The sequence below is a fragment of the Pseudomonas sp. ADAK2 TE3594 genome (genome assembly GCF_053628675.1).
In genome coordinates this window covers 722,990-746,860 of record NZ_JBRJGV010000001.1, presented here as the reverse complement: position 1 = coordinate 746,860, position 23,871 = coordinate 722,990, and the positions used below count along the sequence as shown (strand labels likewise).

20 protein-coding genes are annotated in these 23,871 nt (G+C 59.4%); 7 read left to right on the top strand and 13 right to left on the bottom strand.

Going from position 1 to position 23,871, the window contains the following annotated elements; all coding sequences use genetic code 11:
- Positions 1-77 precede the first annotated feature (77 nt).
- The 3 genes from AB7M22_RS03360 to AB7M22_RS03350 all read right to left on the bottom strand — a co-directional run bounded on the left by AB7M22_RS03360 (position 78) and on the right by AB7M22_RS03350 (position 2,260).
- Positions 78-1,313, bottom strand: coding sequence for an RNA polymerase sigma factor (locus AB7M22_RS03360; protein ID WP_454185242.1), 1,236 nt, complete (start codon positions 1,311-1,313; stop codon positions 78-80).
- A gap of 76 nt (positions 1,314-1,389) precedes the next feature.
- Entirely contained in the window at positions 1,390-1,734 is a 345-nt protein-coding gene (locus AB7M22_RS03355; protein WP_454185241.1) for a YciI family protein, read from the bottom strand.
- A gap of 100 nt (positions 1,735-1,834) precedes the next feature.
- Positions 1,835-2,260 carry a YybH family protein gene (locus AB7M22_RS03350; protein WP_454185239.1) on the bottom strand — a complete coding sequence of 142 codons (426 nt, stop codon included), beginning with the start codon at positions 2,258-2,260 and terminating at the stop codon, positions 1,835-1,837.
- A gap of 141 nt (positions 2,261-2,401) precedes the next feature.
- Between AB7M22_RS03350 and AB7M22_RS03345 the strand changes: the two genes are divergently transcribed.
- The 3 genes from AB7M22_RS03345 (at position 2,402) to aqpZ (ending at position 4,490) form a co-directional block, all read left to right on the top strand.
- Positions 2,402-2,887, top strand: coding sequence for a GNAT family N-acetyltransferase (locus tag AB7M22_RS03345; RefSeq protein WP_454185238.1), 486 nt, complete (start codon positions 2,402-2,404; stop codon positions 2,885-2,887).
- 18 nt (positions 2,888-2,905) lie between these two features.
- Complete coding sequence (locus tag AB7M22_RS03340; protein ID WP_454185237.1) at positions 2,906-3,511, top strand: pyridoxamine 5'-phosphate oxidase family protein; 606 nt, start codon at positions 2,906-2,908, stop codon at positions 3,509-3,511.
- Between the two features lie 280 nt (positions 3,512-3,791).
- Positions 3,792-4,490: an aquaporin Z gene (gene aqpZ / locus AB7M22_RS03335; protein ID WP_454185236.1), complete on the top strand. Its 699-nt coding sequence runs from the start codon at positions 3,792-3,794 to the stop codon at positions 4,488-4,490.
- 20 nt (positions 4,491-4,510) lie between these two features.
- Here aqpZ and AB7M22_RS03330 read toward each other — a convergent pair whose 3' ends face one another.
- The 7 genes from AB7M22_RS03330 to aceK form a co-directional block, all read right to left on the bottom strand.
- A complete protein-coding gene (locus AB7M22_RS03330; RefSeq protein ID WP_454185235.1) occupies positions 4,511-5,635 on the bottom strand; it encodes a GNAT family N-acetyltransferase in 1,125 nt (374 codons plus the stop codon).
- Between the two features lie 149 nt (positions 5,636-5,784).
- On the bottom strand, positions 5,785-7,128 hold the full coding sequence (locus AB7M22_RS03325; protein WP_454185234.1) for an OprO/OprP family phosphate-selective porin: 1,344 nt from the start codon (positions 7,126-7,128) through the stop codon (positions 5,785-5,787).
- 232 nt (positions 7,129-7,360) lie between these two features.
- Positions 7,361-7,597 (bottom strand): anti-sigma factor family protein, encoded by a 237-nt coding sequence (locus AB7M22_RS03320; protein WP_007898731.1) that lies wholly within the window; start codon positions 7,595-7,597, stop codon positions 7,361-7,363.
- Positions 7,591-8,205, bottom strand: a complete 615-nt coding sequence (locus AB7M22_RS03315) for an RNA polymerase sigma factor (RefSeq protein ID WP_429424890.1) — start codon at positions 8,203-8,205, stop codon at positions 7,591-7,593. Before AB7M22_RS03315 ends, AB7M22_RS03320 begins: the two co-directional genes overlap by 7 nt.
- 169 nt (positions 8,206-8,374) lie before the next feature.
- The gene (locus tag AB7M22_RS03310) at positions 8,375-9,496 is read right to left on the bottom strand and encodes a beta-ketoacyl-ACP synthase III (RefSeq protein ID WP_007898729.1); all 1,122 of its coding nucleotides are present in this window, start codon (positions 9,494-9,496) and stop codon (positions 8,375-8,377) included.
- A gap of 306 nt (positions 9,497-9,802) precedes the next feature.
- On the bottom strand, positions 9,803-13,714 hold the full coding sequence (gene hrpA / locus AB7M22_RS03305; RefSeq protein WP_454185233.1) for an ATP-dependent RNA helicase HrpA: 3,912 nt from the start codon (positions 13,712-13,714) through the stop codon (positions 9,803-9,805).
- 193 nt (positions 13,715-13,907) lie between these two features.
- Positions 13,908-15,629 carry a bifunctional isocitrate dehydrogenase kinase/phosphatase gene (gene aceK / locus AB7M22_RS03300; RefSeq protein WP_454185232.1) on the bottom strand — a complete coding sequence of 574 codons (1,722 nt, stop codon included), beginning with the start codon at positions 15,627-15,629 and terminating at the stop codon, positions 13,908-13,910.
- A 128-nt stretch (positions 15,630-15,757) separates the two neighbouring features.
- Between aceK and AB7M22_RS03295 the strand changes: the two genes are divergently transcribed.
- Positions 15,758-16,666 carry a DMT family transporter gene (locus AB7M22_RS03295; protein ID WP_454185231.1) on the top strand — a complete coding sequence of 303 codons (909 nt, stop codon included), beginning with the start codon at positions 15,758-15,760 and terminating at the stop codon, positions 16,664-16,666.
- Between the two features lie 110 nt (positions 16,667-16,776).
- Here AB7M22_RS03295 and AB7M22_RS03290 read toward each other — a convergent pair whose 3' ends face one another.
- From AB7M22_RS03290 to cysK, 3 genes are all read right to left on the bottom strand, one after another.
- The gene (locus tag AB7M22_RS03290) at positions 16,777-17,640 is read right to left on the bottom strand and encodes a DMT family transporter (protein WP_454185230.1); all 864 of its coding nucleotides are present in this window, start codon (positions 17,638-17,640) and stop codon (positions 16,777-16,779) included.
- A gap of 557 nt (positions 17,641-18,197) precedes the next feature.
- Positions 18,198-19,136 carry an aspartyl/asparaginyl beta-hydroxylase domain-containing protein gene (locus AB7M22_RS03285; RefSeq protein ID WP_454185229.1) on the bottom strand — a complete coding sequence of 313 codons (939 nt, stop codon included), beginning with the start codon at positions 19,134-19,136 and terminating at the stop codon, positions 18,198-18,200.
- A gap of 319 nt (positions 19,137-19,455) precedes the next feature.
- Positions 19,456-20,430 carry a cysteine synthase A gene (cysK, locus tag AB7M22_RS03280; RefSeq protein WP_008014630.1) on the bottom strand — a complete coding sequence of 325 codons (975 nt, stop codon included), beginning with the start codon at positions 20,428-20,430 and terminating at the stop codon, positions 19,456-19,458.
- A gap of 127 nt (positions 20,431-20,557) precedes the next feature.
- On the opposite strand from cysK, the gene AB7M22_RS03275 reads away from it, so the two are divergent.
- From AB7M22_RS03275 to AB7M22_RS03265, 3 genes are all read left to right on the top strand, one after another.
- Positions 20,558-21,634: a DUF748 domain-containing protein gene (locus AB7M22_RS03275; protein WP_454185228.1), complete on the top strand. Its 1,077-nt coding sequence runs from the start codon at positions 20,558-20,560 to the stop codon at positions 21,632-21,634.
- Positions 21,635-21,777: 143 nt separating this feature from the next.
- Positions 21,778-22,623 carry an AAA family ATPase gene (locus tag AB7M22_RS03270; RefSeq protein WP_007898718.1) on the top strand — a complete coding sequence of 282 codons (846 nt, stop codon included), beginning with the start codon at positions 21,778-21,780 and terminating at the stop codon, positions 22,621-22,623.
- 13 nt (positions 22,624-22,636) lie between these two features.
- Positions 22,637-23,815 carry a vWA domain-containing protein gene (locus AB7M22_RS03265; RefSeq protein ID WP_454185227.1) on the top strand — a complete coding sequence of 393 codons (1,179 nt, stop codon included), beginning with the start codon at positions 22,637-22,639 and terminating at the stop codon, positions 23,813-23,815.
- Positions 23,816-23,871: the final 56 nt, after the last annotated feature.

Sequence of the window (23,871 nt, the reverse complement as noted above, 5' to 3'; positions counted from 1 at the left end):
GAGGCGATCACACCTTTGCGATTCGACCCGAATCTGTAGGAGCGAGGCTTGCCCGCGAAGGGGCCCGCAAGATCACATCACTCCAACGCCCGCAGCCGCCCCTCGATAAACCGCCGTTCCGGCACCTGCTGCGTCAATTCCAGCGCCCGCTCATACGCCGCTCGCGCCTCTTCCACCCTCCCCAACTGCCGGCAAAACTCTGCCCGCGCCGAGTGCGCCAGGTGGTAATCCATCAATTCGCCCCGCGCCAGAATTCCTTCGATCAACATCAACCCGGCCAGCGGGCCATCGCGCTTGGCCAGCGCCGCCGCGCGGTTGAGTTCGATCACCGGCGACGGCACGGCACGCAGCAGTACGTCATACAAACCGACAATCTGCGGCCAGTCCGTCTCCGCCGCCGTCGGTGCTTCGGCGTGCACCGCCGCAATCGCCGCTTGCAGGCAATAAGGCCCGAAACGCCGCGTCGTCAGCGCCCGCTCTACCAATGCACAACCTTCGGCAATCAGCTCGGCGTCCCACAACGAGCGATCCTGTTCATCCAGCACAATCAGTTCACCGCTCGATGAGGTCCTGGCCGGGCGCCGGGATTCGTGCAATAGCATCAGTGCCAGCAACCCCATCACCTCCGGCTCGGGTAGCAATTCCATCAACAACCGACCGAGACGAATCGCTTCACGCGTCAGGTCTTCGCGGGTCAATTCGTTGCCGATAGACGCCGAGTAGCCTTCGTTGAACACCAGGTAAATCACCCTCAGCACGCTGTCGAGACGTTCAGGCAGTTCCGTCAGGGTGGGCACCTGATAGGGGATTTTCGCGTCACGAATCTTCGCCTTGGCCCGCACGATGCGTTGGGCGATGGTGGCCGGCGCCGAGAGAAAGGCCCGGGCGATTTCTTCGGTGGTCAGGTCACAGACTTCGCGCAGGGTCAACGGCACTTGAGCGTCCGCCGCCAATGCCGGGTGACAACAGGTGAAGATCAGCCGCAGGCGATCGTCTTCCACATCTTCATCACTCCAGTCAGCCTGCTCCAGCTCTTCCAGTTGAGCGATCAACATCGGCCGGGACGCATTAAAACGCGCACGCCGACGCAACACATCGATGGCCTTGAAACGCCCGGTGGACACCAGCCAGGTGCGCGGACTGTCCGGCACACCGTCACGCTGCCAGCGTTCGACCGCGACGAAGAACGCCTCGTGCAGCGCTTCTTCGGCGAGGTCGAAATCGCCGAGCAGACGGATCAGGGTCGCCAGAATCCGCCGCGAGTCTTCGCGGTAGACCTGCTCGACTCGCGCCCGTACCGACTCGCCGGGCATCAGTCCGGCATGCCTTCAGCGGGCTTTCGTTGCACGGGTTGCGGACTCATGAAAGAACTCCTGTTGTGACGGTTATTCAGGGATTGAGCTGGCGAACGGGCCGCACCTCGACACAGCCGACCCGGGCCGCCGGGATGTTGCCGGCGACCTGGATGGCTTCATTGAGGTCCTTGGCATCGATCAGGTAGAAGCCGGCCAGCTGCTCCTTGGTTTCAGCGAACGGGCCGTCGGTGACCGACATTTTGCCGTTGCGCATGCGCACGGTGGTCGCGGTCTGCACCGACTCCAGCGCTTCGGCGGCGATCATCCGGCCGCTGCCCTGGATCGACTCGCTGTAGGCCATGCACTCGGCGTCATTGGGGCTTTCGGGCCGCGAGTGCAACTCGTGCTCGTTGCTGTAGACCAGGCATAAATACTTCATGGGGGCTCTCCATTTCTTGGGGACTGTGCCCTGATCGAACGGATCAACTATGGCTGCGGATTGGCATTTTGGCGCCCTTTCCCGACGATCAGCCCGACGATCAGGGTTCCAGGTTGAACAGTACCGCGCCGCTTGTCATGTCGAACGGCGCCGACCAGTGTTCGTGAACGATCTGCCATAGCCCCGCTTCCTGGCGGTAGCACGCGGTGACGCGCATCCAGCAGGCCTGGGTTTCACCCTTTTCATTGGTGCCACCGCAATGCGCCAGCCAGTGCGCGAAAGCGACCTCCTGCGACGGCACGATGTCGATCTCGTGGAACTCGAAGATGTGCGGGCCCGGGCACATCTCCATGCATTCCTGCCAATGCGCACGGTAGGCCGCCTTGCCCTTGAATTGCAGGGCTTTGACAGCATCGAAGGAAACGATGTCATCGGCGTACAGGGCCATGACCTTTTCCACGTCCTTGGCGATGACCGCCTGGCGGTAGTTCTCGATCAGGTTATGGATTTGTGTCTGAGCATTCATGATGGTTCTCCGTGGTTTTTTTGTTGAAGACACCCTTAGTCGTCTGGCGAAATGCCAAATCGACAGCCGAAATAAAAATAATCCATGGGGGCAAATTCGCTAGAATCCGAGGCTCATTTCCGTTGGAAAAAGGACACTCCAGTGACTGCCCGACTCGTGCCTTACGAAAGCCTGAACGCCCTGCAGCGCCAACAGGTCGAGGCCATCGAAATCCACGCCGAACAAATCAAATTCTCCGGCGACATTCATGGTGCGTTGCACACCTTGCTGTCCAAGCCAGGCCCTGGCGTCAAAGGCTTTGCGCTATTGGTGGAGGATGTTCCGGTGGCTTTCCTGCTGCTCAAGCGCCCGCCGGTGTTGCCGGCCTGGGCCGATGAACACAGCGCCACCCTGCACGCCCTGCAAGTCGATCGCCGCGCCCAGGGCAAAGGCTATGGCAAAGCCTGCCTGCAAGCCCTGCCCGAGGTTGCGCGCCAGGCCTGGCCGGAAATCAAAGGGCTGGAGTTGTCGGTGGATGCGGACAATGGGTCGGCCATCGCGCTGTATGCCAAATTTGGCTTTGTCGACAGCGGCGAAGCGTACAAGGGCCGGATCGGTTACGAACGGCGCATGGGGCTGGTTTTCTGATTCGTAGAGGGATGAACGATGTTGAATTCAATCGAAGCGCTGGAAGCGATCTACGGCCTGCCCCATGACCGCGCGGTGCGCAAGCAGATCCCGTTTCTGAACGAGGACTATCAGGCGATGGTCCGCGCCTCGCCACTGGTGATAATCAGCTCGGTCGGCCCCGACGGCATGGACGGTTCGCCGCGTGGCGATACGCCGGGTTTCGTGCGGATCGTCGATGAACGCACGCTGGCGATTCCGGATCGACCGGGCAACAACCGGATCGACACACTGCGCAATGTCGTGTTCGATTCGCGAGTATCGCTGCTGTTCATCATCCCGGGGATCGGCGAGACACTGCGGGTCAACGGCACGGCGCAGATCAGCGCCGAGCCCGAGTTGCTGGAAAGTTTTGCGGTCAACGGCAAACCGGCGCGCACGGTGATGCTGGTGACGGTGCAAGCGGCGTATTTTCACTGTTCGAAAGCGATTGTGCGTTCGGATCTGTGGAACCCGCACAAACACCTCGAACGCTCTGCCCTGCCGACCGCCGGGGCGTTTCACAAGCGCCTGAACGACGGGCAGTTCGATGCCGAAGCGTATGACCGGGAAGCACCGGCGAGAGTGCGGGATAGCCTCTACTGATCACCTGACACCACCATTCAATGTGGGAGCGGGCTTGCTCGCGAAAGGGCCATCACATTCAACATCAATGTTGGATGACAGACCGCCTTCGCGAGCAAGCCCGCTCCCACATTGGATCTGCGATAACCGCCACAACCCTTTAGGCACAGGCTCCGGCGGTCTTTATGGTCACTGGAATTTCATAAAAACCCTGCTGTACTCAGCCAAGGTTCTGGAGATGGTTCTGTAGTCCATCTGCCGGATGCACAACGACAGTGTTATCTCGACAGGGAAATTCGCTATGTCTTTGTTCAAACGCTCGGCTACAGAATTGGTGGGAACGTTCTGGTTGGTGTTAGGGGGGTGCGGCAGTGCGGTCCTGGCGGCGGCGTTTCCAAACGTGGGGATCGGTTTGCTGGGGGTGTCCCTGGCATTCGGTTTGACGGTGCTGACGATGGCCTTCGCCATCGGCCACATTTCGGGCTGCCATCTCAACCCTGCGGTGTCGGTCGGGCTGGTCGTCGGCGGACGATTCCCTGCCAAAGAACTGCCCGCCTACATCATCGCCCAAGTGATTGGCGGGATCATCGCAGCGGCTCTGCTGTACTTCATCGCCAGCGGCAAACCCGGCTTCGAACTGGCCAGCGGCCTTGCGTCCAATGGCTACGGCGAACACTCGCCCGACGGCTACTCGATGGCGGCGGGGTTTGTCAGTGAACTGGTGATGACCGCCATGTTCATCCTGATCATTCTCGGTTCCACCGACAAACGCGCCCCGGCCGGGCTGGCACCCATCGCCATCGGCCTGGCGCTGACCCTGATCCACCTGATCTCGATTCCGGTCACCAACACCTCGGTCAACCCGGCCCGCAGCACGGGCCCGGCGCTGATAGTCGGCGGTTGGGCGATTCAACAACTGTGGCTGTTCTGGCTGGCGCCGATTCTGGGTGCGGTCATCGGCGGTGTGATGTATCGCTGGCTGGGCAAAGAAGACAGCTGACAAGGGGCATAACGCGAAGATCAGCCTTGTCGGTAGGGCAAGGCGGTTTTCGCTTCTTCTGCATACCCCATGACCCCGACACGTTCGCGCTCAAGGAAGTCTTTCACCGCCGACTTCAAGCCCGGATGGCGCAGGTAATGCCAGGAATGGGTGATCACCGGCTCAAAGCCACGAATCAACTTGTGCTCGCCCTGAGCGCCGGCGTCAAAACGTTGAAAGCCGTTGGCAATCGCGTAGTCCATGCCTTGATAGAAACAGGTCTCGAAATGCAGGCGATCGAACTCTGACAGGCAGCCCCAGTAGCGACCATAAAAGCTGTCGCCCCCGACCAGACTGAAGGCCATGGCCACCGGTCGTGAGCCTTGTTTAGCCAAAACCACACGAATCGATTCCGGCATACGCTCGGCCAGCAGACTGAAAAACTCTCGCGTCAGGTACGGCGATTGCCGACGCACCGCGTAGGTATTGGCGTAGCAGGCATACACAAAGTCCCACTGCGCCTGATCCAGTTGCCGCCCTTCCAGCCATTCGAAGTCGATGCCCTGCCCGGCCACTTGTTCACGCTCCTTGCGCATTTGCTTGCGCTTGCGCGAACTGAGGGCGTCGAGGAAGTCCTGAAAATCCCGATAGCCGCGATTCTGCCAGTGATACTGACAGCCAATGCGCTGCAACCAGCCAGGTTGTTCGGCCAATGCCGCGTCGGTGAATGGATCGGTGAAGTTGATATGGGCGCTGGAGAGTCCTTCGATCTCAAGGTAACCCGGCAGGCTCCGCAGGAGTTCGAAACCGTCCTCGATCGTCGCCGCCAGCAATCGCGGCCCGCTGACCGGGCTGAACGGTACCGCCGTCAACAACTTGGGGTAGTAGTCGATGCCGGCACGCTCACAGGCTTCGGCCCAGCCATGGTCGAACACGTACTCGCCGTAGGAATGCCATTTGCGGTAACTGGGCAGTGCGGCGATCAGATGATCACCTTCAACATGCAACAGATGCTCGGGCTGCCAGCCGGAATGCGGGCCGAGGCTGGCGCTGTCTTCCAGCGCGCTCAGAAAGGCATGTCGCAGAAACGGCTGAGTTTCCGGCACCAGCGCGTCCCAGGTGTGCGGCGCGATTTCGGACAGACTTTCCAGACGTTGCAGCGGCATCAGTATCCCCGACCATCATTTCCTACAGATGGGACGAGTATCGCTTATCTGATTGCCTAACCCGAAACAAAAAAAACCCCGCCGAAGCGGGGTTAAACGAGAGGAGCTTTAACGGATGAAGAAAGAGCTCGTACAGCGTTTACTGCAATTTAGAACACGTATTGAGCGCGGACCACGAAGCCGTCACCGCTGTCATCACCCGTACGACGTGCCGGGGTAGTACCGCTGGCCGCAGTGGCATTGGTCACGTTGTCCGTCTTGGCCTTGAGGTAGGCGCCAGTGATTTTTACCGCTTCGTTGGCGTACCAGTTGACGCCCAAGGTGTGCACCTTGGCTTCGGCATCGCCGACATCGCGGGTCAGGCTGGCCGTGGTGATGTTGTCGTCTTCGACGGTCAGGCTGTCGTAACGATAGAACAGCTCCCAGGCGCCGATGGATTTGTTGGCCGGTTTGATTGCGTCAAACTTGCCGACTTTATAGCCACGTGCTTCGCCGGTGAGGGTATAAGCACCCTGAACGTAGAAACCGTGACCCTTGATGTCTTCAACGTTGCTGGCATCGGCCTTGGTCTTGCGGGCGACGTATTCACCCTGGATCGAGGCCGGGCCCATGGCGAATGCGGCTTCCAGGCCGACAGCGTCGTCACGGTCATAAGAGCCGGCAGGCGAAGTGGAACTGCCGCCCAGCACCGGACGGTTGCCGTTGGTACCGGCATCGTTGCCGCCGAGGGTTTCGACGCCACGCATGCCCATGCGGGTGCGATAACGCGAATCGAAGGCCGTGTCGGAGACATCACGGGACGCGACGTTCACACCGAAGTGCAGCACGTTGCCGGCGTCATGCATCGGCGCGAATACAAAGCGGCCGTTGACCTGTTTAACGCTGTTGCCATCGGTATCGTCGGTGTCTTTGCTGAACACGCCGGCGGAAGCGTAGAACGAATCAGCGAAGGTGCTGGAGGCTTGCAGACCCAGGCCATTCTGGTGGCTGTTCGCCCAATCGACCATGTCGTACGCCATGTTGCGTTCTGGCGCAGTGACCCACTTGGAGCTGGTGGCTTTTTCCAGGCCGAAGTCCGGGTCGAAACGACCGACTTTGATCGAGACCGGTTTGAAGCCGTTGTAGGCCAACGACGCTTCGTCGAAGTAACCGTTGTCGGAATCACCGCTGTTGTGGGAGAAGTCGTAGTTGATGGTGTAAGCCCAATCCGTGTACAGCACACCAGACAGTTCCAGGAAGCCACGACGGACGTAGGCAGCGTCGGCGGTATCGCCGTTTCGGGTGTAGACACCATCGAACTGGCTGTAGTCAGCCTGCAAGCGACCGCCGAGTTTGAAGCTGAATTCTTTATCGGTGGTGGCGACTTCGAGGCCGCCCTTGGTTTTGACTACGATATCGGCGCCGTCAGTGGTGACGGTGCCAGCGAAAGCCTGGGCGGTTACTGCCATGGCCAATGCGCTGGCGGCAAAACCGGCGAAGTGCTTACGGATCATCGAAGAGTTCCCCTAATTGGTGGTCTGTAGCTTGGAAACACGCGGGTCTGGCCCGCTTGTGTTGGGAGGGAATCTTGGAGGCGGGGTATTTCAGCCGGGTTGCTGATAGATAAAGATTTTATGACAGGGGAACTTTTTTACTTCGAATTGAAATAACAGAAAAACAGCCACAAAAGATCAGCTGCAAGCCGCAAACCAGAGCGGCTGAAGGGGTATGTTACGGGCGGGAAAACTACGGTTTGTTCTTTAGATGTTCGTTGGCAAGCCGTTCAGCCAGCGCATCCAGATCAGGCACAGGCGGCTCGGGCATCACTTTCAGGGTGGCCTGCATCAACCGCATCTGCCGAATGAACCGTCGGCAATTGGGGCAGAACATCAAATGATGCCGCACCATCAGTCGCTCTCGAAAACTCAACTGGCCATCGAGATAATCACTGGAGCGCGCCACTTGTTCCTTGCAGGTCAACATTCGCCGGTTTCCTCAAAATGCTCCACGGTCGCAAAGACCTTCAACCGTGCCCGATGCAGCAGCACACGAACATTGGAGAGCGAGATCTCCAGAAGATTACAGATCTCCTCCAGCTCCAGCCCTTGTCGTTCGCGTAACAGCAAAACACTGCTTTGCAGTTCCGACAGGCTGAGCAGCGTGTGCTCCAGACATTCGCGCAGCTCGTTTTCGGTCAACAGGGCCTCTGGCGTGTCCTGATGCCAGGCGTATGGCGCCACCAGCCAGTGACCATCAGTCGATGAAAAACGATCGTCATCGAGCGTGCCGTGAGGCGACGGCAGGTCATCAAGCAGCACTTCCCGGCGGTTTTGCTTGTAGCGGCTCTTGGCCGAGTTGGCGGTGATGGTCAGCAGCCAGGTCTTGAGGCTCGAACGCCCCTCGAACCCGCCGAGATTGCGCACCACCGACAGCCAGGCATCCTGTACCACCTCGTCGACGTGTCGGTTGCCGACGATGGCATAGGCCACCGCGCGCATGGCGCTCTGGTAAGTGCTGACCAGTTCCTTGAAAGCCCTCTGCTCGCCCGCCAGCAGGCGTTCGAGCAGTTGAGCGTCGTCAGCGGCAGCCATTGATGCCTCTTATCCGAATGAATGGGGACACAAGAAAAAGATCGCAGCCTTCGGCAGCTCCTACATATCGATCGTATCCAACCACGATAGCGGGTTGAAATCCAATCCTGTGAGCTGCCGCAGGCTGCGATCTTTTCAGGCGTCTTTTCAGGCGTCTTTTCAGGCAAATTCAGCGCTTGCGCAGAATCACGCTGCCAATCGAGTAACCGGCGCCGAACGAGCTGAGTACCGCCAGCGAACCGCTGACCAGATCGTCCTGATTCTTGTGAAACGAAATCACCGAACCAGCCGAACTGGTGTTGGCATAGGTGTCGAGAATCACCGGGGCTTCTTCTTCGGTGGCTTCGCGGCCCAGCAGCTTCTTGACGATCAAGTGGTTCATGCTGAGGTTGGCCTGGTGCAGCCAGAAGCGCTTCACGTCGCTGACGTTGAGCTGGTTTTCTTCCAGGTGCGTGGCGATCAGCTCGGCGACCATCGGGCAGACATCGCGGAACACCTTGCGGCCTTCCTGGACGAACAGCTTGTCGGGGGCACCAATGCCCTCTTCCGCAGCGCGGTTGAGGAAGCCGAAGTTGTTGCGGATGTTGTTGGAGAACTTGGTCAGCAGTTTGGTGCTGACCACGTCGAACTGGTACTTGGACGTCGCCAGATCCGCACGTTCGATGATCACTGCCGTGGCGGCGTCGCCGAAGATGAAGTGGCTGTCGCGGTCGCGGAAATTCAGGTGACCGGTGCAGACTTCAGGGTTGACCATCAGGATCGCCCGAGCCTGGCCCAGTTGCACGCTGTTGGCCGCAGCCTGGATGCCGAAAGTCGCCGAGGAACAGGCGACGTTCATGTCGAAACCGAAACCCTGGATGCCCAGCGCTTCCTGGACTTCGATGGCGATGGCCGGATAGGCGCGTTGCAGGTTGGAGCAGGCGACGATTACACCGTCGATGTCAGCGGCGGTCTTGCCGGCGCGCTGCAAGGCTTGCTCGGCCGCGCCGATGGCCATCTGGCAAAGCACCGACCACTCGTCATTCGAGCGCTCGGGCAAGCGTGGTGCCATGCGTTGCGGGTCGAGGATGCCTTCCTTGTCCATGACAAAGCGGCTTTTGATGCCAGACGCCTTTTCGATAAACGCTGCGCTGGATTCGGTCAATGCCTGGATTTCGCCGCGCGCGATGGCGTCGGCGTTGTCGGCGTTGAACAGCGCGACGTAAGCGTTGAAAGACTGCACCAGCTCTTCATTGGAAATGCTGTTGGCCGGGGTGTACAGGCCGGTGCCGCTGATGACGACGTTATGCATGGTCGTTTCTCTAATCCGTTCAGGCAGAAAGCGCTGGCACCGACGTACCAACACACAAAGGGTCTATTCCAGGTCCGGACGCAAACCTGGCATCGCTTTATTCCGATCCGCCCGGGCCCGTGAAGGCTCAAAACCGCGGGACTGGCGTTTATAGGCGCGAAGTTTGCCATAAACGCTGGCTTTTGGCGCCTTTTGCAAGAGCAACAGCATACGTGTGGGAGCGGGCTTGCCCGCGATGAGGCCATCACATTCAACATCCATGTCGAATGGCAGACCGCCATCGCGGGCAAGCCCGCTCCCACAGGATCAAGGTTCGACCTGGCTCCATTGCTTGTTCAGGCGCTTGTCGGAGATCGGTACCTTGGTCCCCAATTGCTGCGCGAACAGCGAGACCCGGTATTCCTCCAGCCACCAGCGATAGAGTTCCAGCTGCGGATCGCGCTTGCCTTCCTGGGCGTGTTTGTTGGCGCGGGTCTGGTATTGGGCCCAAAGGCCGGACAACTCGCCGCTCCAGACCCGATCCCGCTGTACCTGTGCACCGATTTTCTCGAAGCGCTGCTCGACCGCTTTCAGATAACGCGGCAACTCCTTGAGCCACAGCATCGGCGTTTCACGCACGAACCCCGGATACACCAGATGGCTGAGCTGCTGTTTGATGTCGTTCAGGGCCACGGCTTGCGCCAGGTCGATCTTGCCCTTGAAGCGTTTTTGCAGGCCGTGCCAATGCTTGAGAATCTCCAGCGTCAGCTTCGCCAACCGTTCGGCGTGCTCGGTCCAGCCACCGCGTTTGCGCTCGGCCAGCGACGCCAGCCCGGCGCCATCGCGCGGCAATGGGTCTTCGCCGTCGAGAATGCAGCTATCGAGACTGGCCAGCAGAATGTCTTCCACCAGGCTGTCGACTCGCCCCATGTCGCGGTACATCAGGCCCAACTCGGTCAACCCCGGCAACTTGCCGCGCAGGAACTTCGCCGGTTCCGCCAATTGCTGCATCAGCAAGCGCTGCAAGGCCCGGCGATGCTGGAACTCGGCTTCGGCCGGGGTCGAGAATCGACCTTCCTTGACCGTGCCGGCCTCTTCCACCAATGCCGGATACACCGTCATCGATAGCCCGGCGATTTTCTGCTGGGTTTTTTCGGCCACGGCGGCAAAGACTTTCGGCTCCACCGGCTGTTGGCTCTTCGCCGTTTGCGGCACCGCCAACGCAGCCTGGCTCGCCTCGGCAAAGCGTGCGGTCAGCTCGGCCAAGTCACGGCCTTCGCCGAGGAACTTGCCCTGACCGTCGACGATTTCCAGGTTCATCCGCAAATGACTTTCGACCTGCTGCGAGGCTTCGGCCCAGGCTTCATCGCTGACCCGCGCGCCGGTCATGCGCAGTAACTCGCGGCCCAGCGCCAGAGGCAACGAGCCCTCGGCAAACGTGATGCGCTGCAACGCGGCTTTGACGAAGTCCGGCACCGGCACGAAATTCTTGCGCAGGGCCTTGGGCAGGTTGCGCACCAGCGCAATGCACTTGGCCTCGATCACGCCCGGCACCAGCCATTCCAGACGCTCCGGCGGCAGCATCGGCAACAGCGGCGCCGGCACGCGCAAGGTCACGCCGTCGCGAGGATGGTTGGGCTCGAAGTGATAACTCAGCGCCAGTTCCAGATCACCGATGTGCAGGGTGTCCGGATAATGCGCGGCGGTGACTTCGCTGGCTTCGCGAGCCAGCACGTCTTCTTCGCGCATGATCAGCAGCTGTGGGTCTTTCTGACTGTTGACCCGGTACCAACTGTCGAAGGTTGCGGTCTGGTGAATCTCTGCTGGCAGTCGCGCATCGTAGAAAGCGAACAAGGTTTCTTCGTCGGCGAGGATGTCGCGGCGGCGCGCCTTGGCTTCCAGTTCGTCGAGCTGTTCCAACAATTGTGCATTGGCAGCCAAACACTTGGCCTTGGATTGAATCTCGCCGCGCACCAGACCTTCGCGAATAAAAAACTCACGAGACACCACCGGGTCGATCGGCCCGTAATGCACCGGTCGGCGACCCACCACGATCAGCCCGAACAGGGTGATTTGCTCGAAGGCCACGACCTGACCGCGCTTCTTCTCCCAATGGGGTTCGAAGTGGTTTTTCTTGATCAGGTGCCCGGCCAGCGGCTCGATCCAGTCGGCGTCGATCTTGGCGACCATCCGCGCGTAAAGCTTGGTGGTTTCCACCAGTTCGGCGGTCATCAGCCATTGCGGACGCTTCTTGCCCAGGCCGGAGGATGGGTGAATCCAGAAGCGCCGCTGACGGGCACCGAGGTAATCGCCGTCTTCGGTTTTCTGGCCGATCTGGCTGAGCAATCCGGAGAGCACGGCTTTGTGCAGTTTCGGGTAGTCCGCCGGTTCTTTGTTGAGGCTCAGCTGCATGTCGCGGCAGATCAGGCTCAACTGTCGATGGGAGTCGCGCCACTCGCGCAGGCGCAGGTAATTCAGAAAATTCTTGCGGCACCAGTTGCGCAGCGGGCTGGCGGTCAACGCCTGACGTTGTTCTTCAAAACCACGCCACAGATTGACCAGCCCGGCGAAGTCCGAATCCACGTCCTTCCATTGCGCGTGAGCCTGATCGGCCGCTTGCTGACGCTCCGGCGGACGTTCGCGGGGGTCCTGAATCGACATGGCGCTGGCAACGATCAGCACTTCCTGCAAGCTGCCCAGTTTCGCCGCTTCCAGCAGCATGCGGCCCATGCGCGGGTCCACCGGCAGCCGCGCCAGTTGGCGACCAAGCGGCGTCAGCTGACTGTTGCGGTCCACCGCCGAGAGTTCTTGCAGCAGGTTGAAGCCATCGCTGATGGCCTTGCCATCCGGCGGCTCGATAAACGGGAAATCGGTGATCTCGCCGAGGCGCAGATGGAGCATCTGCAAAATCACCGCCGCGAGGTTGGTACGCAGGATTTCCGGGTCGGTAAATTCCGGGCGGCCGATGAAATCTTCTTCGCTGTAGAGGCGGATGCAAATGCCCGGTTCGACCCGCCCGCAACGGCCTTTACGCTGGTTGGCACTGGCCTGGGAAATCGCTTCGATGGGCAGGCGCTGAACCTTGGCGCGGTAGCTGTAACGGCTGATGCGCGCGGTGCCGCTGTCGATCACGTAACGGATGCCCGGCACCGTCAGCGAGGTTTCGGCGACGTTGGTCGCCAGTACCACGCGACGTCCAGGGTGAGACTGGAAAATCCGCTGCTGCTCGGCCGGCGACAGCCGCGCGTATAACGGCAGAATCTCGGTGTGTTTGAGCTGGGCCTTGCGCAGCATGTCGGCGGCGTCGCGAATCTCGCGCTCGCCGGGCAGGAACACCAGCACGTCACCGGGACTCTTGCGCTCGCTGCGTTCGAACGCGGCAATCTCGTCGAGGGTGGCGAGAATCGCCTGATCCACGGTCAGGTCATCCTCGACGCGGTTGCCCTCCTCGTCCTGCTCCAGGGTCAGCGGGCGATACCAGGTTTCTACCGGAAAGGTGCGACCGGAGACTTCGACGATTGGCGCATCATCGAAGTGCTTGGAGAAACGCTCCAGGTCAATGGTGGCCGAGGTGATGATGACTTTCAGGTCCGGACGACGCGGCAGCAGGGTTTTCAGGTAACCGAGCAGGAAGTCGATGTTCAGGCTGCGTTCATGGGCTTCGTCGACGATGATCGTGTCGTAGCGTTCGAGGTAACGGTCGTTCTGGGTTTCCGCCAGCAGGATGCCGTCGGTCATCAATTTGATCAGGGTGTTGGAATCGCTCTGATCCTCGAACCGCACCTGATAACCGACCAACGCGCCCAACGGCGTCGCCAATTCTTCAGCGACCCGGCTCGCTACGCTGCGGGCGGCGATTCGACGGGGCTGGGTGTGGCCGATCAGGCCGTGCTGGCCGCGGCCGATTTCCAGGCAGATCTTCGGCAACTGGGTGGTTTTACCCGACCCGGTTTCGCCGGCAATGATCAGCACCTGATGCTTGAGCAGCGCTTCCTTGATTTCGTCGCGCTTGGCGGCGATTGGCAGACTGTCGTCGTAACGAATCACCGGCAGGCTGGCGCGCCGCGCCAACACCTGATCGCAAGACGCCTGCGTGCGCGTCACCCACTGGGCCAGCTTGGCCTCGTCAGGTTTCTTGCGCAGCTCAAGCAACTGCCGCCGCAGCCGGTGGCGGTCGGCGAGCATGGCGTGATCGAGGTTTTTCAGCAGTTTGTCGATTGAAGGCGATTCGTCAGTCATCAGGTACGCAAAAGTCGTCTAGTGGCGCAGGGGGCGGATTGTCGCAGATTTGGCAGCGATTGCGGGTGTGTGATCGTTCCCACGCTCTGCGTGGGAATGCAGCAAGGGACGCTCTGCGTCCCAAGAGCGGACGCGGAGCGTCCGGGGAGGCATTCCCACGCAGAGCGTGGGAACGATCAGTGTCAGGTGTGGGCTACTCGTTATCGAGGCCCTTGCGCCGATACGGGAACACGTCGATCACCTTCCCCGCCCGAATAGCCTCCTGCAAACTCTTCCAGTAATCGGCGTTGTACAACTCACCGTGCAACTGATCGAACAACCTTCTCTGCCCCGAATCGGCAAACAGAAACGGTGGAAACTCCTCGGGAAACACATCCAGTGGCCCGATCGAATACCAAGGCTCGGAAGCCATTTCGTCTTCCGGTGTACGCGGTTGCGGGATGTGGCGAAAGTTGGCTTCGGTCAGGAAGCAAATCTCGTCGTAATCATAAAACACCACACGACCGTGACGGGTGACGCCAAAGTTTTTCAGCAACATGTCGCCGGGGAAAATGTTCGCCGCCGCCAGTTGCTTGATCGCCAGACCGTAATCCTCCAGCGCCTCGCGAACCTGCGCCTCGTTGGCGTGTTCCAGATAGAGGTTCAACGGCGTCATCCGGCGTTCGGTCCAGCAGTGGCGAATCAGCACCGTGTCGCCTTCCAGCGATACCGTGGAAGCGGCCACTTCAAGCAATTCTTCCAGGCATGCCGGCTCGAACTTGCTCAACGGGAAACGGAAGTCGGCGAACTCCTGGGTGTCGGCCATCCGCCCGACCCGGTCGACGCTTTTCACCAGGCGATACTTTTCGATCACCGTGGCGCGATCGACGTTTTTCGAAGGTGAGAAGCGGTCCTTGATGATCTTGAAGACGGTGTTGAAGCCCGGCAGGGTAAACACGCTCATGACCATGCCGCGCACGCCGGGGGCCATGATGAACTGATCGTCGGTGTTGGCCAGGTGATTGATCAGCGCCCGGTAAAACTCGGACTTGCCATGCTTGTAGAAACCGATCGAGGTGTACAGCTCGGCGATGTGCTTGCCCGGCAGGATGCGTTTGAGAAAACCGATGAATTCCGCCGGCACCGGCACATCAACCATGAAGTACGAACGGGTGAAGGAGAAGATGATCGACACCTCCGCCTCGTCGGTGATCAGCGCATCGATCTGGATGCCCCGGCCTTCGCGGTGCAGCAGCGGAATCACCAGCGGCCATTGCTCGTCCGGGGTGTAAATGCGCCCCACCAGATAGGCACCCTTGTTGCGGTAAAGCACCGAGGAAAACAGCTCGACGCTCAGCTCCGGATCCTTGCAGACCCAATCCGGCAGGTTCTCGCGCAACTGCGCTTCGAGGCGACGCAGGTCGCCGGGTAAATCGGCGTACTCCTCGCTGAAGCGGTAATCGGCAAAGATGCTCGTGAGCATGCCGGATAACTGCCCCTGCGGCTTGTAGGTGCGGGTTTGCGCGGCCCGGGCCCGGCGCAGGCTCGGCCGTGTGGTATGGATGAACATGCAGCCGTCGCTGATCAGGTCGTGGCTGAACAGCCCGCAGAAGATCGAGTTGTACCAGGTCTCGGACAGTTCATCGTCGAAACGCAGGTCGATCAGGCTGATGTAAGCGCTTTTGACCAGCGGCCAGTTGCTGACGTCCATCAGCACATCGGTCTCGAACGAAGCATGCAAGCTCCCTACCGTTTCGCCGACCTTTTCTTCGTAGAGGTTGATCCGCGCCGCCGACGCGACTTGCGTCTCCTGCCATTGAGCCTGCTCGAAACGGGCCCGGGCGCCGTCGGTGATCCGGCGGAAGTGCTCGCGGTAATCGTCAAAGCCGTCGAGGATCATTCGGGCGATGTCGGCGGCTGGCCATTGCTGCGGCATAGTGAGACCTCGGCGGCTGTTCTTATCGTTGGAGCCTGAGCTTAGTGGCCCTGTGTGACGCAACGCAACCATTGCCTTGTGCCCCGACTGACGCGACACTTGCGCGCCAATCAAGGAAGGAAAGTGCTGTGAACCCCGTCGATATCCTGCGTATGTTGTCGCTTGCCGCCATTTGGGGTGCGAGTTTTCTGTTCATGCGCGTTATTGCCCCAGTGATTGGCACAATCCCCACTGCTTTTTTTCGCGTGTCGATTGCCGCCGTCGGGTTGCTGGTAATCCTCGGGCTGATGCGCATCAGCTGGGATTTCAAAGGCAAACTCAAAACCGTGATGCTGCTCGGGCTGATCAACTCCGGGATTCCAGCGACCCTCTATTCCGTGGCCGCCCAGGTGTTGCCGGCCGGTTACTCGGCGATTTTCAATGCCACCACGCCGCTGATGGGTGTGCTGATCGGCGGATTGTTCTTCCATGAAAAACTCACTGCAGCCAAGCTCGGCGGGGTGTTTCTCGGACTGTTCGGCGTCGGCATCCTCACCCGTGCAGGGCCGGTGGCGTTCAACATGGAACTGCTGATGGGCGCACTCGCGTGCCTGATGGCCACCACCTGCTACGGCTTTGCCGGGTTCCTCGCCCGGCGCTGGCTCGACCATGCCGGTGGCCTCGACAGTCGCCTTTCGGCCCTCGGCAGCATGCTGGGCGCGACGTTGTTGTTACTGCCTCTGTTTGGCTATAGCGTGATCAGCCAGCCACCGGCGAGCTGGGGTGGCTGGAGTGTCTGGCTGTCGTTGCTGGGGTTGGGTTTGGTCTGCACGGCCTTTGCCTACATTATTTACTTCCGTTTGCTCAGCTCGATCGGCCCGGTGAAATCGATGACCGTGACCTTCATGATCCCGCCATTCGGCGTATTGTGGGGGGCGCTGTTGCTGGATGAGCCGCTGTCGATGGCGCACCTTTATGGCGGAGTGTTGATTGCGGTGGCGTTGTGGCTGGTGTTGAAGCCGGCGGTGGTGAAGGCGCCCGGGGTGGTTGCCAGGTAGTGATGTGGGATTGCGGATGACGCCTTCGCGGGCAAGCCTCGCTCCTACACTGGATCGGTGTTACGACAAAGATCCAGTGCAGGGGCTGTGCCTGGAGCGGCCTTTCGGTTTCAAGCGCTCTTACGGAACACGAATGCCAGGCCGACGATGATCAGCACCATCCCCAGCAGGCTCAACATCGCCAGTCGGTTGCCAAAGATCAGGTAATCCATCACCGCCGTCACCGCCGGCACCAGGTAGAACAGGCTGGTGACATTCACCAGATTGCCCCGGGCGATCAGTCGATACAGCAGCAGCGTCGCCAGCACCGATACCACCAGCCCCATCCACAACACCGGCACGATGAACCCCATGCTGTGTTCGATGTGAAACGTCTGGAATGGCACGAAGATCCCGCAGAGCAACAACCCCGCCAGATACTGCACCGGCAGTGTACCGAGAGGATTGTCGGTGATGCGTTTCTGCATGATCGAACCGAACGTCATGCTCGCCAGCGCCAACAAACCGAAGAGCATCCCGGCCAGTGACATGCCAGCCAGTCCGATGCCTTGGTAAACCACCATGATCAAACCGGTCAGCCCCAGCGTCAGACCGAACAGGCGACTGATTGATCGCTGACGCTCCATGATCACCACAGTAAGGATCGGTTGAACACCCATGATGGTTGCCATCACCCCGGGGGTGACCTTCAGGTCCAGGGCCAGCAGATAGAAAATCTGATAAGCGCCCAGCAACACCACACCCGTGGCCATCGCATACAACATCGGCTTGCCACCCTTGGGCAGTTTCAACTTGAGCAACGGCACCAGCAGCACCAACCCGCACAGGGCGATGGCGAAGCGAATCAGCAGAAAGGCAAAGGGTGATGCATGGGTCAGGCCCCATTTGGAGAAGATCGCCCCGCTGCTCCACAGCAAAACGAACAGGCTCGTGGACGCCGCCGCGAGCGCGGATTTTTTCGAAAGGACAAACATGAATACCACCTGTAGTCAGGCAAAAAGCCAACTCAGCCGAAGCTGAAATTCAGTAGTTTTTTTCAGGCGGGCGCTTTTTCAGACGGGCATGGGAACAGCAGAAAAAAGCTGATCAGCCCGAGAAGCCAACGCCTGGCGGTGATACGACTGCGCACACCGGCGTGCTACTGACAGGTGGGGGGTAATGACTGATCTGCGCAGGCTGCTGATTCCCGCACGGCACGACGCCAGCGTTGACCGCTGAATCGACTACCGAATTGATGGGGGACGCTGGCATGGGCTGATCTTTTTTGATGGGTGAAGGGGTGGTTCAGGAAACCACCGTGCGCCGACTATAACCAGCGTGTGACATGGATTGCAATGAGTTAACGTCAGAGCCGAGAAACAGGAGCCTGACACGATCCCTGTGGCGAGGAGCTCGCCCCCGTTCGGCTGCGAAGCAGTCGTAAACCAGGCATTGCATTGGTTCTGAAAGAGATGGGATCGCTGTTTTTTGGGGCCGCTTCGCGACTCAACGGGGGCAAGCCCCCTCGCCACAGGTCGCTCAGTAATCGGTCTCACCCAAACAGCCAATACCCCAACAGCGCCAACACCACCACCGCCAGTACCGGCCGCAGTACGCGGTAAGCCTTGGGATTACGACGCTTCCACTGTTTGACCACACCGCTGAACTTGTCGCTGAAGTTCTTACTCCAGGCATAGGCCTGATTGATCCCGCCAACGCGCTCATCGTCAAGGTTCTGGGGTGCAGTGGCGCGCCCCAGCAAGCCGCTGATCCAGCGGTTGATACCGGTCATGAGGCGGTTGCTCATCGGTCGCTCGATGTCGCAAAACAGGATGACCCGGGTTTGCTCGGTTTCGTTCTTGACCCAGTGCACGTAGGTTTCATCGAACATCACGTCTTCCCCATCACGCCAGGCATAGACCTGACCATCGACGAAGATGCGGCAATGATCGGAGTTTGGTGTCGACAGCCCCAAGTGATAACGCAAGGAACCGGCGAACGGATCGCGATGCGGGTTGAGGTGACTGCCACCGGGCAGCAGCGCAAACATGGCGCCTTTGACGTTGGGAATACTGCTGACCAACGCCACGGTTTTCGGGCACAGGGCTTCGGCCGATGGCAGGGGTTTGTCATACCACTTGAGGTAAAAACGCTTCCAGCCCTTCTTGAAGAACGAACCGAAACCGGCGTCGTTGTTCTTTTCGGCGGCGCGAATGTAGCCCTCGTCGAACAAGTGCATGGCTTCGTCGCGGATAACTTCCCAGTTGTCCCTGAGCACGTCCAGTTCCGGGAACTTGCTGCGGTCCAGGTAAGGTTGGGATGGCACGCCGGAGAACAGGTACATCAAGGCGTTATAGGGTGCAAACAGAGCCGAGTGGTTGACGAACTGGCGCAGGACCGGCAAACGCGCCTTGCCACGCAAGTGCACATAGAGCGTGCTGCCGAGGAACAGCAACAACACCGAAGCCTTCGCGACAAAGGAAAAGCTCATCTACAACTCCTTGATAGTAGGTAACTTTGCACAACGCCATTCACCCGACGTGGCAGTCGGCCATGATAAACACTACCGGCCTCGGGAAAAACCCGCATAACTCAACATTCAGTGTTAAGGATTACGCAATAAACACTTATTAACACAAGGTCCCTGAACGGGGGCTGACCTGAATCAACCGCAGAACCTGTAGGAGCGAGCGGTGCGGCGATCCAACTTGCCCGCGAAGAATGCACCGCGGTTTTTCAGGTATTACGCGTCATCGTTCTTCGCGGGCAAGCCTCGCTCCTACTCGTTTGGCTGCGAAGCTCGCAAAATGTTACTGCTGATTCTCTTGTTCGGTAAACAAATCACTGAACAGCATGCTCGACAGGTAGCGCTCGCCAGAGTCGGGCAGGATCACCACGATGGTCTTGCCCTGCATTTCCGGGGTTTCGGCCAGCCGTACAGCCACCGCCATGGCAGCGCCGCACGAGATACCGCTCAAAATCCCTTCTTCCTGCATCAGCCGCAGGGCCATCGCCTTGGACTCATCGTCGCTGACCAGTTCGACCCGGTCGACCATCGACAGGTCCAGGTTCTTCGGCACAAAACCAGCGCCGATGCCCTGGATTTTGTGAGGGCTCGGCTTGATCTCTTCACCCGCCATCGCCTGGGTGATCACTGGAGACACCACCGGCTCCACGGCCACCGAGATGATCGGTTTGCCTTGGGTATTCTTGATATACCGCGAAACCCCGGTGATGGTTCCACCCGTTCCGACGCCCGCCACCAGTACGTCGACTGCGCCGTCGGTATCGTTCCAGATTTCCGGCCCGGTGGTTTTTTCGTGGATGGCCGGGTTGGCCGGATTTTCGAACTGCCCCGGCATGAAGTAGGTCGATGGATCACTGGCGAGGATCTCGGCGGCCTTCTCGATCGCGCCTTTCATGCCTTTGGCCGGTTCCGTCAACACCAGTTCGGCACCCAGGGCCTTGAGCACCTTGCGTCGTTCGATGCTCATGGACGCCGGCATGGTCAGCATCAACCGATAACCACGGGCAGCGGCAACAAATGCCAGGCCAATGCCGGTATTGCCCGACGTCGGTTCGATGATGGTCATGCCGGGCTTGAGTTTACCGGTGCTTTCGGCGTCCCAGATCATGTTCGCGCCAATCCGGCACTTGACCGAATAACCGGGGTTTCGCCCTTCGATCTTGGCCAGGATGGTGACACCGCGCGGGGCGATGCGGTTGATCTGCACCAGCGGCGTATTGCCTATGGAATGGGCGTTGTCAGCGAAAATACGGCTCATGGCTGGGTCCTTGTACAGCGTTGAATTTAGCCCTCCAAGGTATGCCTGTTGCCCTTGGTCGTCCAGTCAGTCGAACGTCCGCTTACCCCAGCAGTCAATCGTTTTATACCGCCAGAGATTTGCCGCCATGAAGCGTCGATACAGTTGGCCCCTGTGGACCCTCGCCGGCCTCGTTCTGCTGCTGGTTGCCCTGCACATTGCCCTGCCCTACGTGGTGCGCGATTACCTCAACGAAAGATTGGCGAACATGGGTGACTACCGCGGGCAGATTACCGACGTAGACCTGGCCCTGTGGCGCGGCGCCTACAAAATCAATGGACTGAAAATCGTCAAGGTCAATGGCAAGGTTCCCGTGCCTTTCGTCAACGCGCCATTGATTGACCTCTCCGTCAGCTGGCACTCGCTCTGGTATGACCACGCCGTGGTGGCCGAGGCGCAGTTCGACAAACCCGAGGTGAACTTCGTCGACGGCGGTGCCAACAAGAAAAACTCCCAGACCGGTGAGGGCACCGACTGGCGGGCACAATTGGAAAAATTGCTGCCGATTACCCTGAACGAAGTGCGGATCAACGACGGGCGGGTCACCTTCCGAAACTTCAATTCAAAACCGCCCGTGAACATGAATGCCACTCAGGTCAATGCCAGCATTTACAACCTGACCAACGTAGTCGACACCAAAGGCAAACGCGATGCCCGATTCGACGGCAAGGCTCTATTGCTGGGGCATGCACCACTGGAAACCACGGCGACCTTCGATCCGCTGAGCGACTTCCAGGACTTCGAATTTCGCCTGCGCGCCAAGGACCTTGAACTCAAACGCATGAACGACTTCGCCTCGGCCTACGGCAAGTTCGACTTCAATGCCGGCCATGGAGATGTGGTCATCGAAGCCGAAGCTAAAAAGGGCCAACTCACCGGCTACATCAAGCCGCTATTGCGCGACGTCGATGTGTTCAATTGGCAGCAGGACGTGGAAAACAAAGACAAAGGGATTTTTCGCTCCATCTGGGAAGCACTCGTCGGGGGTACCGAGAATGTGTTGAAGAACCAGCCGAAAAACCAGTTCGCCACTCGCGTCCAGCTCAGAGGCAGCGTGCATCAACGAGATATCAGCGCATTCGAGGCTTTTTTGCAGATTTTGCGTAATGGTTTCATCGAGGCGTTCAATGCCCAGTACGAACGACCCAAGCCGGATGCGGGATGAGTCAAGATGTGACGCCCCATTCAGAGACTGAATAAGCCGTCTGCGTTCACAGTCGACCGGGCACCGCGTTATAGTCGGGTACTACAATTATTGCGCCCCGCCCTGCTTCGTTCAGGTCGGCGTTACCGTTCGAGGATTAGCAGATGAAGTTCGAAGGCACCCAGGCCTACGTCGCCACCGATGACCTGAAGCTGGCGGTCAACGCCGCCATCACTCTGGAACGGCCACTGCTGGTCAAGGGCGAGCCAGGCACCGGCAAGACCATGCTCGCCGAGCAACTGGCCGAGTCCTTCGGCGCCAAGTTGATTACCTGGCACATCAAGTCCACCACCAAGGCGCATCAAGGCCTGTACGAGTACGACGCGGTCAGCCGCCTGCGAGACTCGCAGCTGGGCACGGAAAAGGTTCACGACGTTCGCAACTACCTGAAGAAGGGCAAGCTCTGGGAGGCTTTCGAGTCCGAAGAGCGGGTGATCCTGTTGATCGACGAAATCGACAAGGCCGACATCGAGTTCCCCAACGACTTGCTGCAAGAACTCGACAAGATGGAGTTCTACGTTTACGAGATCGACGAGACCATCAAGGCCAAGAAGCGCCCGATCATCATCATTACCTCCAACAACGAGAAAGAGCTGCCGGACGCCTTCCTGCGCCGCTGCTTCTTCCATTACATCGCCTTCCCGGATCGCGTCACGATGCAGCGGATCGTCGACGTGCATTACCCGAACATCAAGAAAGACCTGGTCAGCGAAGCGCTGGACGTGTTCTTCGACGTACGCAAGGTGCCGGGCCTGAAGAAAAAGCCATCGACCTCCGAACTGGTGGACTGGTTGAAACTGCTGATGGCCGACAACATCGGCGAAGCGGTGCTGCGCGAGCGCGATCCGACCAAGGCCATTCCGCCACTGGCAGGCGCCTTGGTGAAGAATGAACAAGACGTGCAATTGCTTGAGCGCCTGGCGTTCATGAGCCGTCGCGGCACCCGCTAAGAGGCTGATCGCCATGCTGCTCAACCTGTTCAATGAAATGCGCGCCGCCAAGGTACCGGTCTCGGTGCGTGAGCTGCTGGACCTGATCAACGCGCTGAAACAGCGCGTGACCTTCGCCGACATGGACGAGTTCTATTACTTGTCGCGGGCGATTCTGGTGAAGGACGAAAAGCATTTCGACAAGTTCGACCGGGCGTTCGCTGCCTACTTCAATGGCCTGGAAAAGCTCGACGATCACCTCCAGGCGTTGATCCCCGAAGACTGGCTGCGCAAGGAATTCGAACGCTCCCTGACCGATGAAGAGCGGGCCGCGATCCAGTCCCTCGGCGGCCTGGACAAGCTGATCGAAGAGTTCAAGAAGCGCCTGGAAGAACAGAAAGAACGCCATGCCGGCGGCAACAAGTGGATCGGCACCGGCGGCACCAGTCCGTTCGGTTCCGGAGGCTTCAACCCGGAAGGCATTCGGGTCGGCGATGCCGGCAAGCGTCAAGGTAAAGCGGTCAAAGTCTGGGATCAGCGCGAGTACAAGAACCTCGATGATTCGGTCGAACTGGGCACCCGCAATATCAAGGTTGCCCTGCGGCGCCTGCGTAAATTCGCCCGTCAGGGTGCGGCGGAAGAACTGGACATCGACGGCACCATCGACCACACCGCTCGCGATGCCGGGTTGCTGAACATCCAGATGCGTCCGGAACGCCGCAACACCGTCAAGTTGCTGTTGCTGTTCGACATCGGCGGCTCGATGGACGCCCATGTGAAGATCTGTGAAGAGCTGTTCTCGGCCTGCAAGACCGAGTTCAAGCACTTGGAGTACTTCTACTTCCACAACTTCATTTATGAATCGGTCTGGAAGAACAACATGCGCCGGAGCTCCGAGCGCACCGCCACCCAGGACCTGCTGCACAAGTACGGCGCCGACTACAAAGTGATTTTCATCGGCGACGCCGCCATGGCGCCCTATGAAATCACCCAGGCCGGTGGCAGCGTCGAGCACTGGAACGAAGAAGCCGGTTACGTGTGGATGCAGCGCTTCAAGGAAAAGTACAAGAAGCTCATCTGGATCAACCCGTACCCGAAAGACACCTGGGGCTATACCTCATCGACCAACATCGTGCGGGATTTGATTGATGACCAGATGTTCCCGCTGACATTGCGGGGGTTGGAGGAAGGGATGCGGTTTTTGTCCAAGTAATCTCTGTTGTCTGGACTGACGCCATCGCGGGCAAGCCCGCTCCCACAAGGATTAGC

Coding starts and splice junctions, on each gene's coding strand:
- AB7M22_RS03275 (WP_454185228.1), top strand. CDS start 20,558: ATGAAGCGTCGATACAGTTGGCCCCTGTGGACCCTCGCCGGCCTCGTT.
- AB7M22_RS03355 (WP_454185241.1), bottom strand. CDS start 1,734: ATGAAGTATTTATGCCTGGTCTACAGCAACGAGCACGAGTTGCACTCG.
- AB7M22_RS03340 (WP_454185237.1), top strand. CDS start 2,906: ATGTTGAATTCAATCGAAGCGCTGGAAGCGATCTACGGCCTGCCCCAT.
- AB7M22_RS03315 (WP_429424890.1), bottom strand. CDS start 8,205: ATGGCTGCCGCTGACGACGCTCAACTGCTCGAACGCCTGCTGGCGGGC.
- AB7M22_RS03330 (WP_454185235.1), bottom strand. CDS start 5,635: ATGCCGCTGCAACGTCTGGAAAGTCTGTCCGAAATCGCGCCGCACACC.
- AB7M22_RS03325 (WP_454185234.1), bottom strand. CDS start 7,128: ATGATCCGTAAGCACTTCGCCGGTTTTGCCGCCAGCGCATTGGCCATG.
- hrpA (WP_454185233.1), bottom strand. CDS start 13,714: ATGACTGACGAATCGCCTTCAATCGACAAACTGCTGAAAAACCTCGAT.
- AB7M22_RS03270 (WP_007898718.1), top strand. CDS start 21,778: ATGAAGTTCGAAGGCACCCAGGCCTACGTCGCCACCGATGACCTGAAG.
- cysK (WP_008014630.1), bottom strand. CDS start 20,430: ATGAGCCGTATTTTCGCTGACAACGCCCATTCCATAGGCAATACGCCG.
- AB7M22_RS03320 (WP_007898731.1), bottom strand. CDS start 7,597: ATGTTGACCTGCAAGGAACAAGTGGCGCGCTCCAGTGATTATCTCGAT.
- AB7M22_RS03285 (WP_454185229.1), bottom strand. CDS start 19,136: ATGAGCTTTTCCTTTGTCGCGAAGGCTTCGGTGTTGTTGCTGTTCCTC.
- aqpZ (WP_454185236.1), top strand. CDS start 3,792: ATGTCTTTGTTCAAACGCTCGGCTACAGAATTGGTGGGAACGTTCTGG.
- AB7M22_RS03265 (WP_454185227.1), top strand. CDS start 22,637: ATGCTGCTCAACCTGTTCAATGAAATGCGCGCCGCCAAGGTACCGGTC.
- AB7M22_RS03290 (WP_454185230.1), bottom strand. CDS start 17,640: ATGTTTGTCCTTTCGAAAAAATCCGCGCTCGCGGCGGCGTCCACGAGC.
- aceK (WP_454185232.1), bottom strand. CDS start 15,629: ATGCCGCAGCAATGGCCAGCCGCCGACATCGCCCGAATGATCCTCGAC.
- AB7M22_RS03310 (WP_007898729.1), bottom strand. CDS start 9,496: ATGCATAACGTCGTCATCAGCGGCACCGGCCTGTACACCCCGGCCAAC.
- AB7M22_RS03360 (WP_454185242.1), bottom strand. CDS start 1,313: ATGCCCGGCGAGTCGGTACGGGCGCGAGTCGAGCAGGTCTACCGCGAA.
- AB7M22_RS03350 (WP_454185239.1), bottom strand. CDS start 2,260: ATGAATGCTCAGACACAAATCCATAACCTGATCGAGAACTACCGCCAG.